The following is a 17,498-nucleotide window of genomic DNA, read 5'->3' as shown; positions in this document are numbered from 1 at the left end:
CCGCGGGTTACATCAAAACAGAGGGGCAAACTCCGGCAGCATTTTATTGTAATGCTCACGAGCTTCGTTCAGTGCTTCGGTCGGCGCTGATATATAAGGCCACAGCAGTCTCTCCGACACTGGTCCCCAGCCGCCTATCGCCGCCATCATCTTGTCCAGTGCGATGTTGGAAAGACCGTGCGAGCTGATCAGCGGAATGATCCACTGCTGCATGAAGCTGACGATCCGTTTTTCGAGCTCAGTTGCACGTTCCGGGTCTTCTTCGGCAAGCTGCCAATGCAGCAATGCCCCTCTTGGACTGAGGCAGGCAACGTTGGAATAGGCGCCATCCGCGCCGCGCGGGCGGCCGAACGCCACGGTGTGGCCCGGCACGAACACGGAAAAGTCGGGTAGGAGCGCCCGGCGTTCGCGGTACCAGGCCTCGTCGCCGCCGGCCAGCTTGGTGCCGACCAGGTTCGGCATGCGTTTTCTCAAGTTCGCGATCTCGTCGAGCGTCAGCTTTCGCTTCGCGTGGGGCGGATTGTAGAGGATAAGCGGTACTCCAGCCGCAGCGTCCTGCATACCGTCCGCGAAATGGACTATCTCGGGATCGGAAGGTGTCCACCAATCGGGAAGAATAAATTGCACGCCGCTCGGTGCGAGCGGGGTAAGCCGTCGCAGGCGATCCCTCGCAATTCTCGGATTGGTGTGGCTGACGCCGACCTGGAAAGGGCAGCCAGCGCCTCTCGCTCCCTCCGCGACGATCGTGACGATCTTCTCGTACTCTGCCTCGGTCTGATTGTGGAACTCGCCTGCCGTGCCGTTGCTGTAGATGCCGTCGAGCCCGGAGGCGCAGAGTATTGCTATCTCTTCGCGAAGCGCTCCGAAATCGATTTCGCCCCGGCCATCGACCGGCAGCAGGACCGTTCCCCAGATCCCCTTCGGCAGGATACCGTTCGTCATTTCCATACCGAAAAGCCGCCATCGACGACAAGGTTGTGGCCGTGCACGTAATCTGATCCCGCCGAGGCGAGGAATAGGACCGCGCCCGTCAGGTCGTCAGGCTCGCGGCCCATGCGGCCGAGGGGCGTGAGATCCCGATAGCCGGCGACAAATTTCGCGTGTTGGCCGCGCTCGAACCCGCCTGGCGAGATCGCGTTGACGTTGACCCCCATCGGACCGAGATAGCCTGCGAGGTCACGCGTCATGGCGATGATCCCGCCCTTGGCCGCCGCATAGTCCACCGGCTGTCCCAGCATGTCCGTATCTTCATACACTCGACGATCCCGGCCGACGATGCCGGCGATCGAGCCAAGATTGATAATTTTTCCCCGTCCCCGATCGACCATCGGCTCGGCGAAGACCTGGCAGCAGAGCAGCGGGCCGAGCAGGTTCGATTCCAGCATCGTGCGCATATCCTTCGGATCGCGTTCGAACAGGCGCGCGATGGAGCTGCCGGAGCCGCCGCCGGCATTGTTGACCAGGATGTCGAGGCTGCCGCGCCACGACAGCAGCCTGTCCCGCGCCGATTCAATTGACGCGGGGTGGCTGTGATCTATCTCCAGTGCCAGGCTCTCGCCTCCGTACCTGCTCGCGAGACGTTCCGCTGCCTTCTCGGCGCGGGCAAGGCTGCGGGAGGATATGGCAACAGAGGCTCCCGCAGCAGCAAGAATACCCGACGCCGCCCATCCAAGGTTGCTGCTGCCGCCTGTCACCAGGGCGGTGCGGCCGGAGAGGTCAAAGAGCCGTTCGACGTCCTCATGCATTGGCGGCCCGCCAGGAAAGGAGGGGCTGAAGGGATTCCTCCAGCCGTGCCCGGTCTGCGTCGTGGAGCTTGCGGAACGGCCGCCGCGATGGGCCGATAGGCACGCCCATAACGTCAAGGGCCGCCTTCGATCCGGGCATAACACCGACCGCTATCAGGACGTCGATGATGTCGTTGGCCACACGCTGCAGCGTACGGGCATCCTCGATCTGGCCCGCCAGAACATGGGCCTGCAGCGCCACAAACAGATCGCCCATGAAATTGTAGGTCGTGCCGATCGCTCCCCGCGCACCGCTCGCAAGGCCGGCAAGACACATTTCGTCATAGCCGTTGTAGATCAGCGCGTCCGGGTTCGTCTGGCGCAGCCTTTCCAGCTGAAACATATCGCTCGACGTGTGCTTGATTCCGATGATGTTGCCATGGCCGAGCAGGTTGGACAGTTCCTCGGTGGAAAATCCCGCGGTGCGGGCCGGGAAGTTGTAGATGATCAGCGGCAGGGCCGAGGCATCGGCCAGTGCCCGGTAGTGCTCCATTACCTCTTCGCGGGAAAAGCCGTAGTAATAAGGGGTAATGGCAGAAACTGCGTTATAGCCGTTCGTGTTTGCCACCCTGGCGAGCTCGATTGTATCGGCTGTGGCGATCGCCCCAACATGGGCGATCAGCGCTAGGCGACCGGCCGCGGCATCGGCCGTCCATTCGAGCGCATTTGAACGCTCCTGCAGCGATTGCAGCATAGCCTCGCCCGAGCTACCACCGACGTAGGTCCCCTGGATCTTCTGCCGCACCTGAAAGTCCACGAAAGGACCGATCGCGGCGCGATCTATTGTTTCGTCATCCTTGAAGGGTGTGAGCAGGGCGGAAAAGATGCCTTCGAGATTGGTCATTGTGCACCATTTGGATTGATTGAAATCGGGCGAGCGCAGGGCGTCAACCCATGACGAGGCTCGGGACGAACGTGACGAGTGCGGGGAAGAAGGTGATGAGCGCCAGCACCACGAGCAGCGGTATCAGGAACGGGATGATACCGACCGCCAAGCTGCCGAATGGAATGTTTGCGACCTTCGAGACCACGAAGAGCGCGACGCCCATGGGCGGCGTTAGGATGCCGATCATCAGGTTCATCACCACCAGTACGCCGAAATGGACGGGGTCGATGCCGTAGCTGACGGCAGCCGGCACCAGGACCGGCACAATGAGCAGCAGGATCGCGAGCGCCTCAATGAAGGTCCCCAACGCCAGCAGCATGAGGTTGACGATGATGAGGAAGGTGAGCGGGCTATCGGAGAAATCGAGAAAGAAGGCCGCCACCTGCTGCGGCACCTGGTGGCGGGCGATCACATAGCCGAACAGGGAAACACCCATCATCAGCAGGCCGACCGCCGCGGTGTGATTGACAGTTTCGCGCAGCACCACGACGAGCTTCGACCAGGTCAGTTCGCGATAAACAACCGTACCAAGGAACAGTGCATAAATAGCCGCGACCACGGCCGCTTCGGTCGGCGAGAAGATGCCGACGAAAATGCCGCCAATGATGATGATGGGCGTCATCAGCGGAACGATTGCTGAAAGGAAGCTCCGCCCCATCTGCCGAACCGTCGCCTTCTGCTCCCGAGGATAGTTGCGCAGGCGGGCCAGTATGTAGACCATGATCATCAGTGCCGCGGTGCACATCAAGCCAGGCACAATTCCACCCAGAAAAAGTCCGCCGATCGAGGTATTAGCGATGACGCCATAGACGACGAGCGGGATGGACGGCGGCACGAGCGGACCGATGATGGCGGAAGCCGCCGTGATCGATCCGGCAAATCTCTGGTCGTAACCGGCATTGCGCATAGCCCGAATTTCCAGCTGGCCAAGACCGGCTGCATCGGCGACTGCCGAGCCGGACATGCCGGAAAACATCAGGCTCGCCAGGATGTTCACATGCGCCAGACCACCGGCGACGTGTCCGACCAGCGCCTTGGCGAAGCCAAAGATGCGGTCAGTTACCCCTGATGTATTCATCAACTGCGCCGTCAGGATAAAGAAGGGGATGGCCAGTAGCGGAAAGCTGTTGAGGCCGGCAACCATGCGCTGGGCCGCGAAGTTCAACCCCTGCCCATCGTAAAGCATGAAGGCAAGCGACGCCACGATCAGCGTGAAGCCAACTGGCATGCCGGCTAAGAGAAGGGCGAACCAGCCGCCGAAAAGGGAGACCATTACAGATACCTTTCATTTGCCGGAGGCAAATCGTCATCGGCGATCTTGTGGGGTGTCGTCAGCACGATGACGTCGCCGATGATGACCGCGACCATACGGATCGCCATCAGTGCGGCTCCCACTGGCAGCGCGCCGTACAGGAGGGATTCCTGAACGCCGACGGCAACCGACATCACCCGATGAGCCCGCAACGTGCCGAAAAAGCCATACCAGCAGAGGAACAGCAGGGCTGCGACGATCGCAGTGTTCAGTACGATCGACAGGATCAGCCGGGGGCGTGGAGGCAGCAGCGTGGTAAAGACGTCCATGGCGATGTGCGAGCGATTGCGGACGCATTCTGCCGAACCAATGGCGACAAGCCACACGAACAGGTAGCGCGCGGCTTCCTCCGTCCAGAAAAGCGGATCGCGGAAGATGAAACGGGTGACGATCTGTAGCGCGATTGAACCGAAAACCAGCACCAGCAGGATTGCGCCGATAGACTCTTCAAAACGGGCAAGGCTATGGGGAACGGGCGAGGTTTGCCCGGGCGTTAGCTTGGACATTGGGAATCTCCGCCGGTCGTCCCCGGGCGCCTCATTCGCCCCGGGGAACGGGCATTTCTACTTGGCCAGACCTGCCAGCGACTGCACGGTGCCGGCGCCGAACTTGCCGTCTAGTTCGTCATAAACGGGTTTCATCGCAGCCCTGAAGGCTTCGAGGTCAGGCTTGACGACGGTCGCTCCGTTTTTCTCGAACTGGGCGAGGAGGGCGGTCTCCTTGTCCGTGACGATCTTGTTGTTGACGTCGCCGCCAGCCTTGAAGGCGTCGGTGACGATTTGCTTGTCAGCGTCACTGAGTTCTTCCCATGTCTCCTCGGACATCAGGATGAGTTGATCCTGCACGAGGTGATTGGTCAGGGAGATGTGCGACTGCACCTCCATGAACTTCATCGCGTCGATGATGGGAAGGGGGTTTTCCTGGCCGTCAACCTGATTGGTCTGCAGCGCCAGATACACCTCGGCGAAGGCGACTGGAGTGGGGCTTGCCCCCATGGCTTTGGCCCAAGCAAGCAGCGGCGCGGAGTTCGGGACGCGCAACTTCATGCCCTTCAGGTCTTCAACCTTGGAGATTGGCTTTTTAGAGGTCGTCTGGCGGGTGCCAAAATACCACGAGTCGATCGTGTGCCACTTGTTGTTCGTCTTCATTTCCTCAAGCACGGCCTTGCCCCAGTCGGAGGCCAGAATGGCTTGCAGGTGACTGAAGTCTTTTACAACATAGGCGGCGCTGGCAACGCCCGCACGAGCGACCCAAGGATCCATGCCACCGAAGGGATTGAGCGTGAAGTCGAGCTCGCCGAGTGTGACCTGCTCCATCATTTCCGTGAAACTGCCGAGTTGGGAATTTGGGAAGACTTCCACCTTCAGCTTGCCGCCGGTCTTCTCCTCGATCTGCTTGGCAGCCGCCATGACTCCTTGATACTGTGGGTCGCCGGCGGTGCCTTGCATGCCAAGCTTCAGGACACGGCTCTCCTGGGCCGTAGCTGCGCCGGCCACCAATAGACCTGCCATTGCTATGCACGAAAATGTCAGTCTCATTCTTTTCCTCCTCCTCAGGTATCCAAGTTAATTTGCTGGTTTGAACTTCCTCTGAGCGTTCTCTAAGTGTACCTTCATGGCGTGCGCGGCCGCATTGGGATCGCGAGCCTCAATGGCGTGGAATATCGCCGCGTGGCCCTCGTAGCTGCGCTTGTTCGATACATCAGGGTCGGACGGGAGACGTCGCTGGTTGATCAGCCAATCGACCAGTGCGTCATGCATCGCGACGAAGATTGGATTGCCGGGAATCTCAGTGAGAATGCGATGAAAAGCGACGTCCGTGATCGCGAACAGACGGGCCTTCGGTATCGCATCACGGTTCCTCTCCAGCGCCTCGCGAAGCGTCCCGATTTGCAGATCTGTCGCGTGCTCGGCTGCATGTCGCGCAAGGCTCGTTTCCATAAAAAGACGGGCCTGCTCGAAATGCTCTACGCCATGCGGCTGCTCAAGCAGCAGGTTGGCCACGCCTGACAGAGACGACAGCAGGTCCTTTGGAGTGGGCCGCGTGACCTTCGCTTTTTCGCCGGTCTTGATCTTGACCAGGCCCATGCGCTCCAGCGCGAACAAGGCCTCTCGAATGGACGGCCGACCCACGTCGAACATTTCCATCATTTCTCGCTCCGACGGGAGCGTGGTCCCAACGGGATAGACCTCGTCACGGATCATCTCCTCGATCCGCATCCGGATTTCATCCGACAGTTTGCGTCTGGCTGGCATCTTCATCGTGGTCAAGCTTTTAAGGTATTATACCAGCGCCCGTCAAGTGTTTTGCTTCAGTGTCTTTAGGCCATCCCGTCAGGTTGTTGATTAATCAACACATATGTGCTGTTGACCAGATATTGGCTGGATAAGAAGCAATGGTAAAGCGTTCGCGAAACCCTCAGAATCGAACTTTCAAAGCCTCTCCTAGAAGTATGCGGGAAATCCGGACTCAAGAAGGTTCGTGGCTTTGGAGGGCTTCGACAGGTTGCCGACGATCATTTCGTGTGTGACATGGTTGACCCATCGCAGAGCTACGACGCGGACTGCTCTGCTCTGCCGAACGCTCACTTAGCTTCATGGAGAATACAGGTCTTCTGCCGTCGCGCGATTCTCGAAAAGCTTACCCAAACGGCTCGATCGATGATGAACTGCCGAGCAGCGATCCCGCGACCCTCTGGGTCGATCCCGCGATTGGACAGTTCATTCTGATCGACGAGCCGTACGCTCGAGCACCAGATGAAGCGGCGCGTGCTGCGTGGGCGACTCGAACGGGGTGGCGAGTTGTGAAAACTTCCTGGCCGGGTATGTACAGCCCGTATAGTTGCGAGCTCCATGTCGCGACAGATGGGCGCTCAGGATGTAATCTTGATGGACTTGTCGCTAAGATCGAAGCCATGCCTGCGCCGCTTGTTGAATCGAACTGGCCGGGAGAATCTTCGGATTCTTGGGATATTTCATAAGTCCGCTGGCGAAAAGCCCTCAAGACGTGCGCCGCGCCAGGTGCCAGGGCACTATTTATCCTCTCCCAGCGCTACAACCGTTCCGTACAGCTATAGTTTAGGCGGGTCTCAGCCTCGCCCCGCCGGCGAGCCGGGGGTTGCGGGGGCACGTCGAGGCTGGGCGGAACATCAAGGAGGTCCGTTCAAAGCACCGGCCCTACGGAGCATACCGGCGACTGAATTCGTTGCGCTCGACGTTAGAGGATTGGATGGGCCTCGAGATCGGCCGAGGAGAGCTGGAAGGTCCCGAGCTTTTTGAGGTCTACTATACCGACGTCGAGGCGGATTTCCCATATCGGGATATGGCGAAATCACCCGACGAGGTTGTGGCGATGCTTGCAGACTTGAAGCAGAAGCTGAAGTCGGGCTATCCCGACTGCGCGCCGCTTCGCCGCCAGCTCCATCGCATCGACATGTCCGTTTCGCTGACAAACAACATGACACGCTCTGGCGCTTGAGTGTTATCGCGGCGGTGGATTGCATGGGTACATTACCGCTCGCCTAATGCCGGGATCCCTTCAGTAGCATGGAGGGATCCTGGTTGAGCCGGACGCTGCCGATCTGCCAGATCGATGCAGCACGCTTTCGCTGTCTCCGCTTGTCAGAGAGCTCATCATTGAGATGGCTGACCAATCCGAGGTAGCGGCTGCTTATGGGGAGACGATGACAACCCTGCTTCTGTCGGCCTTGTCACGGATGCCGGTGGAGGATCTGCATTTACCGCTGACATCCGAGGCAAGATTGAACCGTATCGCTTCTGCGCTGGTGGAAGATCCGTCTGACCGCAGCACCATGGCACAATGGGCCAGGCGCGTGGCCATGAGCGAGAACTCCCTTGCGCGTCTCGTTCAGCAGGAAACCGGCCTGACCTTCGGCCGTTGGCGTCAGCAGTTGCAATTGATCATTGCCATCCGATGCCTCGCGGCTGGGGTGACGGTGCAGCAGGTTTCGGGTGATCTCGGGTATGAATCCGTTTCCGCGTTTATTACAATGTTCAAGAAAGCACTCGGTACATCGCCAGCGCAATATTTGCGGAAATTCGAGCGTTGAACGTGAGTGAGTGCATCGACAGAAGCAACCGATTGAAGAGGAAGCATGTTCACCCACATCATGATCGGCAGCAATGACCTGGAGCGTTCCAGACGCTTTTACGACGCCACATTCGCTGCATTGGGAGGCAATCCCGGCGAGATGGATGCGAGAGGCCGCCTGATCTACGTCCATGAGGGGGGCCGGCTCATGATCACAACACCGATCGATGGCAAACCAGCGACCGCAGCCAATGGAGGCACGATAGGTATCGCCGCGGAGAGCCGCGACCATGTTCTCGCATGGCATGCCGCTGGTACCGCGCATGGTGGCACGGCGATTGAGAGTCCCCCTACGGAGCGTTCAAATGGGGCCTTTGTGGCATATCTTCGCGACCCGGATGGAAACAAGCTGAGCGCGCGGTCTCATCCAACGAAATGAAATAGACGCGCCGTATAGATGATGGGCAGCCCGCGCAGCAGCCTACATGCCTGAGCCACAAAAGACATTTGCCGTACGGAACGTGTGCGAGCAGAAGGTCGCCGGTTCGTATCCTATCAAAGAGCTTCTATGAGCTAATGCCGCGGATCACGAATACGCGCACGGTGTAACGACGATGTCTTTACGGGAATCTTGTAAAGATATTGTCGTTACGCTATATAGGTGCAAACAGGAGTTTGCCATGCCGACCTCACACACGAGTAAAAGCTCGGATGCAAGCGTACCGCTGAATATGCGCATCAAGCCCGCCACCCGCAACTTGATCGATCGCGCCGCTGAGTTGCTTGGTAAGACGCGAACGGATTTTATGTTGGAAGCTTCCGAGCGCCGAGCCGAGGAAGTGCTGCTCGACCGCACTGTCTTCACGGTAAGCGCGGAAATCTATGCTGAATACCTTGCCCGGCTCGATGCACCCACGCAGCCCAATGAGCGTTTAGCACGCACCATGTCGACCAAAGCACCGTGGGATGAGGCGTGACCCTCAGCGCACCGGCACCCCTGGCGGATCATCATGAGCTGGCCGAGTTCCATTCTGGAGTCATTGAACTGGACGACTGGCTGCGACGTCGCGCCCGTTCTAATCAAACGAGCGGCGCATCGCGGACCTTCGTCGTGTGCGAGGAGAGCCGCGTCATCGCCTATTACGCGCTCGCTTCCGGCGCCGTCAAACAGCCGGAAGCGCCTGGCCGTTTTCGGCGCAATATGCCTGATCCAATTCCGGTCGCTGTGCTTGGTCGCCTCGCCATTGATCGATCCTACCAAGGGCGCGGTATCGGCAGGGCATTGGTGCGCGACGCGGGCCTGCGCCTGCTCAATGCCGCGGAAGTACTTGGCATTCGAGGTATGCTCGTTCATGCGATTTCAGATGACGCACGAGCCTTCTACGAGGCCGTCGGCTTCCTGTCTTCTCCTGCCGACCCCATGATGCTGATGGTCGGATTGCATGACCTCAATAACGCGCTGAACCCTTAGGCGGAACTCCTCAAAATTTCGGTTGATGCAATCCATCTCGCTGAATTTTCGGCAGAAGGGTCCCGAAATTAAATGAGGGCCGCGAGTTCTAATCCCTTCAAGGCGGGGTATCTCGATAGCGAGCTATACTATATTTGAAAAAGTAGTATATCTAGGATCGCGTTGGGTTGTGCCTTGCATTGGCGGAGCGGAGGCGGGCAGCGACCCCTGGGCAAAGTCGCAAAGCTTGCGTGGTGATCGCAACTATACTAGATTTGTGAAAGCAATATAGAGGATGCCGTCATTAAGCAGATTGATCTCATGTTCCGCACCATGGTCGCGGAACTCCAGCAACGGGCATTTGATGATGATTGGGCGGAAGATTTTCCCCCATCAGGTAGATTCGTGCCGGTGGCAGTCGATGGTCGGCGTTATTGGTATTTCGATCAACCGGACGGTCAGGGTGGGCAGAAGCGCCGGTATGTCGGACCTGCCGACGATCCCTTAATTTCGGAACGGGTCGAAACCTTCAAGGGTGAGAAGTCAGATTATAAGGCTCGCCGGAAGTTCGTTTCCACGCTAACGCGCGAAGCCGGTTTGATTGCCGCTGATCGCTTTACCGGCGACATCGTACAGGCGCTTTCCAAGGCCGGCCTCTTCCGGCTGCGAGGTGTTCTCATCGGCACCGTCGCTTTTCAATGCTACTCGGCATATCTTGGCATCCGTCTGCCCTCGGCGGCGATCCTAACAGGTGATGCAGACATAGCCCAGGATTTCGCGATCTCCGCCGAGGTGGCGGATTCGCTGCCGCCGATCCTCGATCTCCTAAAAGGCCTTGATCCAACGTTCCGCGCCGTGCCGCATCTCAGCGGCAGCTCTCGATCTCATGCCTTCCGGAATCAGAGCGGTTACAGGATCGAGTTCATGACGACAAACAGGGGAGCCGAAGAATATTCGGACAAACCCGCCAACATGCCCGCTCTCGGCGGCGCGTCAGCCGAACTGCTGAGATTCATGGATTTCTTGATCCGCGATCCCGTTCGTTCGATCTTGCTACATGGTGCCGGTATCTCAGTTATTATCCCTGATCCCTGCAGGTACGCGGTGCACAAGCTTATCATTGCCGGTCGCCGCCCAAATGACGCCGGCGGCCAGGCCAAACGAGATAAAGACCTTAGACAGGCAGGAATACTATTCGACGCCTTGCCGGTCACGGGCCATGGGCCATCACTGGCTGACGCTCTGGAAGAGGCATGGGATCGCGGACCTGCTTGGAAGCTGGCGATCTCGGAAGCAGCCGAAACCATGCACAAGGAATATTGGGGCGCTATCAATCGAATGGTTGGCTCTCTCAAGAGATAAAGGTCAGGCCCGCTTGAAAAGGAAGGCCCTATGACAATACTCATTTTCATCAGGTTGCGCTCGGCCTAACCTTTGTCGGAAACAGCTCTTCATGCTGATTTTCAGCCTGGTTTAAAATCTTGGAGACCAATGCTGCCGTGTCCTGCGGGAAAAAGCGACGACAGCGCTGTTGCACGACATCAGGCCCACCCGAAAAACAAATGAAATCAATAGGACGCTGTGAACTTAAAGGAAGCAACGGTTCATACCCGTTCGAGGCGAAGAAGGTGGGCGTCTTCACTCAACACATTCACCGCTCTTCTCGCTAATGGCCAACATTGGTGCTTGCCGCCCGCAGCTGAGCCGGCGTCTGGCCGTAAGTTTTCCGAAACAGCTTTCCGAAATGCGAGGCATTTTCGAAGCCGATTTCCATGGCGATTTCGATCAGGGGAGCCTTTGTCTGGATCAGCAGCTGCCTTGCCCACTCCAGACGGAGGCGGGTGTAGACGTGTCCTGGAGAACTCATCGCATTCTTTGCAAAGAGACGCTCCAGTTGCCCTCGCGACAGGCCGACCGATGCCGCCAGGTCGTCAAGTGGATCATGCTGTCGATGTGGTTTTCCATCATGATGAGAACGGCCCTGAGCCGCGGATCGTCACATTCGATTGAAAGGGGCCTGCGCGGCTGTATATCGAGAGCTGAACGCGCCTTGTGAATCTGCAGCACGTCCAGCGCGTTTCTCTCCACCTCTTTGCTGATTTGACGTCTGACGATCGACGCGGCCATGTCTGCCGAGCTGCTGCCTCCGGCGCAGGATCCCCTGTTGCGATCGAGGTTGAATATCCGGTCGGCTCGCACTTCGTGATCAGGGACGCGCTCGCGAAAAGCAGGATAGTGAAGCCAGCTCACGCAAGTCTGGTGATTTTTCATCAGACCGGCTTCAGCGAGTATGAAAGTTCCTGTGCAGAAACCTATCAAGGGGACCTATTTGGCGGCTGCTTTTATTTCCCGTACAGGTGTACGGGAAAGGCCATAGCGTTCACTCAGGCCGACTTCGTCCAAGTCTTGATAGGGATCCAGCTCCATCGTCAGAATTGGACGCTTAAGATCGTCAATGAGCCCGTTTTTGCCGCTTTTCACCGAAGCCTCCTCGTTTGATGCGCCGATTTCTATGGAGACTGCACCACGCGTCCAAGAGAGTCGGCCCAATTGTATAATTTGACTACACAATGCGAATAACAACGAAGTACAATTCGTCGCTGACAGTTAGCGAGATCGCGGAAAAGGTCTGGGTTGTTCCTCTCAGATTGTGGACATCGGAGTGTCCAGTCGGACATCTGCCGCCTAACCAGTCGCCAGATGATGTCAGAAGGCATCGCGACGTCGGTTGCCATTCCTCCTCCGGCGCGTCACATTGCGCGCCGCGATAGGAGGAGTTCCATGCGTATCGAGAGTGGCAATGCGAGCCTGAATCTCGCCGGCCGCAGGGAGTGGATCGGCGCCTGCGTGCTGTCGATTGCCTGCCTCATCTATTCGATGGATCTTTCCATCCTGTTCCTCGCCATTCCCGCGATCGTCGCCGACCTGGACCCATCGGCCTCCGAACTGCTCTGGATCAACGATATCTACGGTTTCATGGTCGCCGGCTTCCTGGTTACGATGGGCACGCTGGGGGATCGGATCGGCCGTCGCCGCGTGCTGCTGATCGGTGCAGCCGCCTTCGGTGTCGCCTCGGCGCTGGCAGCTTTTTCCACCAGCGCGCAGCAACTCATCGCGTCGCGGGCGCTTCTCGGTATCGCCGGAGCGACGATCGCGCCCTCGACACTGTCGCTGATCGTCAACCTCTTCAAGAACGAAGCGGAGCGCAACCGCGCCATCGGCATCTGGGGCACGGCGTTTGCGCTCGGTGGCCTGATCGGGCCGCTTCTGGGCGGTTTTCTGCTGCAATATTTCCACTGGGGCGCAGTGTTTCTCATCAACATCCCGGTGATGCTCATCCTGCTGGTCGTAGCACCGATCCTGCTGCCGGAATACAAAAGCCCCGACGGCGCCAAACTCGACCTCCTGAGCGTGCTGCTGTCGCTCGCCACCGTGCTGCCGATCATCTACGGTTTCAAGCACATGGCGGCAGACGGTTTCGATCTTCGCTATCTGCTGCCGATCGCCGCCGGACTTGCTGTCGGCTGGCTGTTCGTGAACCGTCAGAAAACCCTTCCAGATCCCTTGATCGAGCTGAAGCTCTTTGCGCTACCCTCTTTCACAGCCTCGCTTCTGGTGAATCTCGCGGGGATGTTCTTCGTCTTCGGCGTCTTTCTCTACCAGAACCTGTTCCTTCAATTCGTGCTTGGCCTCACACCCCTCGAAGCGGCTCTTTGGTCGGTCCCGTCCTCGATCGTCTTCACCGTCATGTCTCTGCAGGCCTATCGTTTCACCAACCGTTTCGGCCCGGTCCGCACCGTACTACTTGGCCTGGTAATCAACGCTGCAGGCATGTTCCTGATGTCGGTTGCCGCTTATTCCGAGAGTCTTTTCGGGGTTCTAGGTTCAACCATGGTGATCGCGGTCGGCTTCGTGCCGGTCGTGCTGACGACGACCGGCCTGATCGTGGGAGCCGCTCCGCCCGAAAGGTCCGGCTCCGCCTCGGCTATTTCGGAAACCAGCGCCGAATTTGGAGGCGCGCTCGGCATTGCATTGCTCGGCAGCCTGGGCACCTTGATCTATCGCGTGCTGATGGATGCGGTGAATATCGACGGGCTCGATCCCGCTCAGACGGCGGCCGTGCGGACAACGCTCGGCGGTGCGGTCGAAACTGCGAGGGCGCTTGAAGGGAACCTCGTGCCGGCCTGGCTTGAAGCTGCCCGTCAATCCTTTTCGACGGGATTCGCGAGCTGCTGCCTGCTCGCGGCGGTGACGCTGCTCGTTCTCGCCGCCTCCGCCCGAAAGATCTACGCCCGCGCAAATATCGACGAGAAGGCGGTCGTATCTGCTCATTGAGCCGAGTCAAGGCGTCTCATGTTCGTAGAGCTGTTCCATCCTCAAGGAGGCAATTTCGGCAAACGGCGTCTGATTGCGGACGCGGCCGGCGCCGCCAATGACGACCTCGTCACAGAAGGAAATGGTGCTGTAGTGATGACTGATAACGATTGTGGCGCGGCGTCCGGCTCTTGATTTCGAGGTCTCTACGATCGATGCCTGGGACAAGCCGTCCATGGCATTCGTGGCCTCATCGAGAATCCGGATTTCGGGAACGCGGACCAAACATCCCAGCATCTCAGCTTGTCTCGTAACGTTAAGTTTACGATGCCCGGGACGAAGAGGTTGTGGCTTTAGATCAGATCTGCTTTTGGCGGCGAGAAACGTACAACTGGCGGTCGATCCTGGGCAGGAACCTTAGCTGCGAACCTCACGCTTCTCCTTGAATTCGTTCCGCCTAATCGCGCGTTGTGCCAGCCGAGACAGTATGTTCGGCCTCGTTGGCTTGGATGGTAGATCGACATCGCTCACCAAACGTGCGCCACCTTCGCGCCGCTCCAGCGTGATCTTCCGGCTGTGAAATGCTTCCAGTTCCGCGCGGTGGCCGACACTGACAATCGTCACCTTCGGCATCTCCTCGGTCAGCATCTGCATAATCTGATCTTGGCTTTTCTCGTCCAGAGCAGAGGTTGCCTCGTCCATGATCACGATGTCCGGTCTGTCCAAAAGAAGACGGGCGAATGCCAAGCGCTGCTTCTCACCTCCGGATAGGGTGTGATCCCAAGGTGCTTCTTCCTCGATTTGGTCGCTTATCTTGCCCAACCCGACCTTGGTCAGGGCTGACTGTAGCTCCTGGGCGGTCCAATCTCTCGCTGAATGCGGATAGGCCACTGCACGACGCAGTGTTCCTGACGGTACATAAGGTTTTTGCGGAAGCATGAAGACGCTACTGCCGGAGCGGAACTGGACGCCGCCATCTCCCCAAGGCCAAAGACCAGCGATTGCTCGGACCAGAGTGCTCTTGCCCGATCCAGACTCTCCCGCCACCAGCACCCGCTCCCCGGCCTCGATATCGACCTTCGTTTCTTTGACGACTGCGGTACCATCGCCGAGGGAAACGGAAAGGTTGTTGAGACTGAGCACCACATCGCCATCCGTTTCGCCGCGCTTGATTCGGCCAACCGTCTCGGTCTGCTCCGCCCGTTCCAGACCATCAAGCGACACCATCAAGGAGGCGACGCGCCGCGCGCAAGCATTCCAATCTGCAAGCCGAGGATAGTTGTCGACGAGCCAGCCAAAAGCCGTCTGGACGATCGTAAATGCAGATGCTGCTTGCATCACCTCGCCGAGGGACATCTGTCCGGCCAGGAATTTCGGCGCGCACAGCAGAAGCGGCACAACAGGCGCAATCAAGAGTGACCCATGGGAGACGAGTGTGGTGCGCATGTACTGATGTGAGAGTAGCCGCCATTGATGCCGCACATGCCCGAACACGCGTTGAAGCCCGTCGCGCTCCTCTTCTTCACCACCCAACAGTGCGATGCTTTCGCCGTTCTCGCGCACGCGGGTCAACGCGTAGCGAAACTCGGCTTCAACTTGGTTCTTCACTTCTGAAACTTTCACGAAGTTGCGGGCGATCAAGGCGATCGAGCCTGATGCTATGACGGCGTAAAGGAAAGACGCGAACACAAGGAACCCCGGTATGGTTATAGTGCCTCCGCCGATCGTAAGACTAAGAGCACCGCCGATATTCCAGAGCACTAGGATGAATGTCGACGCGGACAGAAATGCAGCCAGGACGCCGGAGACAAAGTCCACCGGCGACTCGGTCGCTATGCGCATGTCTTCGGAGATGCGTGCCTCCGGGTTCTGATGATCGCCATCAATGAGGTTGAGTTGGTAGTAGCGTCCATGATCCAGCCAGCGGGCGATCAACGTTTTAGTCAGCCACGAACGCCAGCGCCGTTGGACCATCATGCGGACGAAGACCTGGCTCGTCACGACAGCAACGGCTCCCAAGACCAGGAGCGGAAATATTGTCGCCAAGTCATAGACCGTGGGCGCGTTACGCTGCTCGATTGCGTCGAAGATTTCACGGTTCCACACATTCGTCGCGTATTGGAAACCTACGTTGATGCCGATCAGCGCCAGGATGGCGACTGTGCATAACCAAGCGAGCCGGTCACCATTCATGCCCCAGAAGCCGCGAGCGCTGATCCAAAAGCGCTTCAAAAGGTAGCTTTTACGAACACGTTCAGCGTCCTCAGGAGCAAGTTGTTCATCCATAAAGAGTTCTCCCGAAGGTGCCCGAAGTTTGGAATACCAAGATCTTGGCGAGAAAAAAGTTCCTCCGTCGGACCTATGTCCGATGGCGGCAAATTTGACCACATGCTGTCCCTCGCTGTGCAAAGGCAGGTGAAGGAGGGCGAATACATCACCTGAAGCGGAGGCCTGCTCCCAATCTGGGGTCTCCCAACCCCTTGTCGGCAAAACGCCAAGTCCAGCCGACGCTGTATCCATCGCGAGGACTATTTCCGTCGGCAGCAGCAGAGCGTTCACCACCAAGGTCCAAACGTCGAGAACGACGACCAAACCATCCATGCGCGAATTATCCTCGCGGCTGGCGCCAGGAGCGCCTGAGAAAGAGGTGCGAGATTTCCCCGTTAAAGCGAATGTCGCCGGTTCGTCCGGCTTGAAGACGATTCACTTCGTTGACGACCGCAGGGGTATCTGAAGATGTTTCCGCTTAGATGTTCTCGCAAGTTCTGAAGGACCTGCTGCGCGGTTGACGTCCATCTGCCTGATCAAGGGCGGTCGGATCAGAGGCAAAACCGCACGCTATGGCCCCAGGGCAATTGTGCAGCAAGCTGTTGCATAATCTCCTCGTCGGGAATGCCTCAGCAAAGGCACGCATATACTTGAGGTTCCGGAGCGGAATGGCCCCTCATTTGAGGAAAATCTCGCCGAAGATGCGCTGCCAGCCGATCGATCACGCGAGCTCCTGCAGGAACAAGAGTTCATCGCGCAAACCAGGCTTCAGTGAATGGAACCAAAAGGTCCGCACGAATAGCTCGGATTCCAATCTGTTCGAAGCGCCCGGTTCATGTGCCGCCGAGATTGCTGCGCCAGGAAGCAGGGTCAGGATCTGGCCTCAGGCAGGGCCTTATTGCTCAGATGGGAGCCTAGCTGACGCCGGCGCGTCGCCCGACATATGGGACGCTTTCGTGGGCAAAGGTACAAGACAGCGTCGCACGCCTTACTCGCGCTTGTGCCTATGATCGCGCCGGAATTATGTGGAGCGAGCCGAAGTTCACGCCGCAGCACGCCGATGCCGTGGCAGAGGATCTTCGGGCCGTCCTGACCGCGGCAGGAGAGAAGGGACCTTTCGTTCTGGCCGGCCATTCGATCGGTGGGCCTTACAGCATGGCCTACACCCGCAAATTTGGTGATGAAGTCGCGGGCTTGGTGTTCGTCGATGCCTCGCATCCGGATCAGGTCGCTCGGTTCGCGGAGGTAGCGAACACACCGCCGGACTACATCAACGAAGCTATGCAGATCGCGTCGAGCCTTGCATGGACCGGGATTATCCACCTCATGGCGACGGCTTACGGAGCACATGATGTTCCGGTACGCGTCACGGAGAAGGCCAAGGCCTTTGTAAGTACATCGCTGGCGGCCGTAGTATCCGAGAATATGAATGTC

At 58.3% G+C, this 17,498-nt stretch carries 16 protein-coding genes and 3 pseudogenes; 8 read left to right on the top strand and 11 right to left on the bottom strand.

All coding sequences use genetic code 11. The annotated features are described in order from the left end of the window. Positions 1 to 12: 12 nt before the first annotated feature. The 7 genes from EDE05_RS16785 to nanR are packed head-to-tail and all read right to left on the bottom strand — an operon-like array spanning position 13 to position 6,237. Complete coding sequence (locus tag EDE05_RS16785) at positions 13 to 948, bottom strand: dihydrodipicolinate synthase family protein (RefSeq protein WP_162712234.1); 936 nt, start codon at positions 946 to 948, stop codon at positions 13 to 15. Then, positions 939 to 1,745 carry an SDR family oxidoreductase gene (locus tag EDE05_RS16780; RefSeq protein ID WP_105374735.1) on the bottom strand — a complete coding sequence of 269 codons (807 nt, stop codon included), beginning with the start codon at positions 1,743 to 1,745 and terminating at the stop codon, positions 939 to 941. The genes EDE05_RS16785 and EDE05_RS16780 overlap by 10 nt, the downstream gene beginning before the upstream one ends. Next, positions 1,738 to 2,628, bottom strand: a complete 891-nt coding sequence (locus EDE05_RS16775) for an N-acetylneuraminate lyase (RefSeq protein WP_112796890.1) — start codon at positions 2,626 to 2,628, stop codon at positions 1,738 to 1,740. Before EDE05_RS16775 ends, EDE05_RS16780 begins: the two co-directional genes overlap by 8 nt. Positions 2,629 to 2,671: 43 nt before the next feature. Further along, the gene (locus tag EDE05_RS16770) at positions 2,672 to 3,943 is read right to left on the bottom strand and encodes a TRAP transporter large permease (protein ID WP_105374737.1); all 1,272 of its coding nucleotides are present in this window, start codon (positions 3,941 to 3,943) and stop codon (positions 2,672 to 2,674) included. Further along, positions 3,943 to 4,488, bottom strand: a complete 546-nt coding sequence (locus EDE05_RS16765; protein WP_105374738.1) for a TRAP transporter small permease — start codon at positions 4,486 to 4,488, stop codon at positions 3,943 to 3,945. Before EDE05_RS16765 ends, EDE05_RS16770 begins: the two co-directional genes overlap by 1 nt. A gap of 57 nt (positions 4,489 to 4,545) precedes the next feature. Beyond that, entirely contained in the window at positions 4,546 to 5,520 is a 975-nt protein-coding gene (locus tag EDE05_RS16760; RefSeq protein ID WP_112796892.1) for a sialic acid TRAP transporter substrate-binding protein SiaP, read from the bottom strand. 27 nt (positions 5,521 to 5,547) lie between these two features. After that, positions 5,548 to 6,237, bottom strand: coding sequence for a transcriptional regulator NanR (gene nanR, locus EDE05_RS16755; protein WP_280952551.1), 690 nt, complete (start codon positions 6,235 to 6,237; stop codon positions 5,548 to 5,550). Positions 6,238 to 7,099: 862 nt separating this feature from the next. Between nanR and EDE05_RS16750 the strand changes: the two genes are divergently transcribed. From EDE05_RS16750 to EDE05_RS16725, 6 genes and pseudogenes are all read left to right on the top strand, one after another. Then, on the top strand, positions 7,100 to 7,459 hold the full coding sequence (locus EDE05_RS16750; protein WP_157949115.1) for a DUF5623 domain-containing protein: 360 nt from the start codon (positions 7,100 to 7,102) through the stop codon (positions 7,457 to 7,459). Between the two features lie 76 nt (positions 7,460 to 7,535). After that, a pseudogene (locus tag EDE05_RS27500) lies at positions 7,536 to 8,051 on the top strand (AraC family transcriptional regulator); the annotation flags it as partial. Positions 8,052 to 8,096: 45 nt separating this feature from the next. Next, positions 8,097 to 8,471, top strand: a complete 375-nt coding sequence (locus tag EDE05_RS16740; protein ID WP_112796896.1) for a VOC family protein — start codon at positions 8,097 to 8,099, stop codon at positions 8,469 to 8,471. Between the two features lie 241 nt (positions 8,472 to 8,712). Beyond that, positions 8,713 to 9,009, top strand: a complete 297-nt coding sequence (locus EDE05_RS16735; protein WP_112345467.1) for a DUF1778 domain-containing protein — start codon at positions 8,713 to 8,715, stop codon at positions 9,007 to 9,009. Continuing rightward, positions 9,006 to 9,503, top strand: coding sequence for a GNAT family N-acetyltransferase (locus EDE05_RS16730; protein ID WP_112796898.1), 498 nt, complete (start codon positions 9,006 to 9,008; stop codon positions 9,501 to 9,503). Before EDE05_RS16735 ends, EDE05_RS16730 begins: the two co-directional genes overlap by 4 nt. A 282-nt stretch (positions 9,504 to 9,785) precedes the next feature. Beyond that, a complete protein-coding gene (locus EDE05_RS16725; RefSeq protein WP_245519935.1) occupies positions 9,786 to 10,844 on the top strand; it encodes a GSU2403 family nucleotidyltransferase fold protein in 1,059 nt (352 codons plus the stop codon). 49 nt (positions 10,845 to 10,893) lie between these two features. Here EDE05_RS16725 and EDE05_RS16720 read toward each other — a convergent pair whose 3' ends face one another. Then, the gene (locus tag EDE05_RS16720; RefSeq protein ID WP_134101964.1) at positions 10,894 to 11,124 is read right to left on the bottom strand and encodes a hypothetical protein; all 231 of its coding nucleotides are present in this window, start codon (positions 11,122 to 11,124) and stop codon (positions 10,894 to 10,896) included. Positions 11,125 to 11,148: 24 nt separating this feature from the next. Continuing rightward, positions 11,149 to 11,963, bottom strand: a pseudogene (locus EDE05_RS16715) (helix-turn-helix domain-containing protein). Positions 11,964 to 12,263: 300 nt separating this feature from the next. Between EDE05_RS16715 and EDE05_RS16705 the strand changes: the two are divergent. Further along, positions 12,264 to 13,817, top strand: coding sequence for an MFS transporter (locus tag EDE05_RS16705; protein ID WP_105374747.1), 1,554 nt, complete (start codon positions 12,264 to 12,266; stop codon positions 13,815 to 13,817). 6 nt (positions 13,818 to 13,823) lie between these two features. On the opposite strand, the pseudogene EDE05_RS16700 reads toward EDE05_RS16705, so the two are convergent. Both EDE05_RS16700 and EDE05_RS16695 read right to left on the bottom strand, forming a co-directional pair. Further along, a pseudogene (locus EDE05_RS16700) lies at positions 13,824 to 14,081 on the bottom strand (ABC transporter ATP-binding protein); the annotation flags it as partial. A 132-nt stretch (positions 14,082 to 14,213) separates the two neighbouring features. Then, entirely contained in the window at positions 14,214 to 16,082 is a 1,869-nt protein-coding gene (locus EDE05_RS16695) for an ABC transporter ATP-binding protein/permease (RefSeq protein WP_105374748.1), read from the bottom strand. Positions 16,083 to 16,982: 900 nt separating this feature from the next. Between EDE05_RS16695 and EDE05_RS16685 the strand changes: the two genes are divergently transcribed. Next, positions 16,983 to 17,498: alpha/beta fold hydrolase (locus tag EDE05_RS16685; protein WP_134102137.1), on the top strand; the 516-nt coding region annotated here is incomplete at its 3' end.

It is taken from the genome of Neorhizobium sp. R1-B (assembly GCF_004368875.1).
Classification (GTDB): domain Bacteria; phylum Pseudomonadota; class Alphaproteobacteria; order Rhizobiales; family Rhizobiaceae; genus Neorhizobium; species Neorhizobium huautlense.
Note: the sequence above shows the minus strand (reverse complement) of the source record. Positions and strands in the feature narration are given on the sequence as shown.

What these genes read in the sequence shown, in the direction of transcription:
- EDE05_RS16705 (WP_105374747.1), top strand. Translation starts at nt 12,264, where the DNA reads ATGCGTATCGAGAGTGGCAATGCGAGCCTGAATCTCGCCGGCCGCAGG.
- nanR (WP_280952551.1), bottom strand. Translation starts at nt 6,237, where the DNA reads ATGCCAGCCAGACGCAAACTGTCGGATGAAATCCGGATGCGGATCGAG.
- EDE05_RS16760 (WP_112796892.1), bottom strand. Translation starts at nt 5,520, where the DNA reads ATGAGACTGACATTTTCGTGCATAGCAATGGCAGGTCTATTGGTGGCC.
- EDE05_RS16770 (WP_105374737.1), bottom strand. Translation starts at nt 3,943, where the DNA reads ATGGTCTCCCTTTTCGGCGGCTGGTTCGCCCTTCTCTTAGCCGGCATG.
- EDE05_RS16780 (WP_105374735.1), bottom strand. Translation starts at nt 1,745, where the DNA reads ATGCATGAGGACGTCGAACGGCTCTTTGACCTCTCCGGCCGCACCGCC.
- EDE05_RS16785 (WP_162712234.1), bottom strand. Translation starts at nt 948, where the DNA reads ATGGAAATGACGAACGGTATCCTGCCGAAGGGGATCTGGGGAACGGTC.
- EDE05_RS16775 (WP_112796890.1), bottom strand. Translation starts at nt 2,628, where the DNA reads ATGACCAATCTCGAAGGCATCTTTTCCGCCCTGCTCACACCCTTCAAG.
- EDE05_RS16740 (WP_112796896.1), top strand. Translation starts at nt 8,097, where the DNA reads ATGTTCACCCACATCATGATCGGCAGCAATGACCTGGAGCGTTCCAGA.
- EDE05_RS16695 (WP_105374748.1), bottom strand. Translation starts at nt 16,082, where the DNA reads ATGGATGAACAACTTGCTCCTGAGGACGCTGAACGTGTTCGTAAAAGC.
- EDE05_RS16765 (WP_105374738.1), bottom strand. Translation starts at nt 4,488, where the DNA reads ATGTCCAAGCTAACGCCCGGGCAAACCTCGCCCGTTCCCCATAGCCTT.
- EDE05_RS16735 (WP_112345467.1), top strand. Translation starts at nt 8,713, where the DNA reads ATGCCGACCTCACACACGAGTAAAAGCTCGGATGCAAGCGTACCGCTG.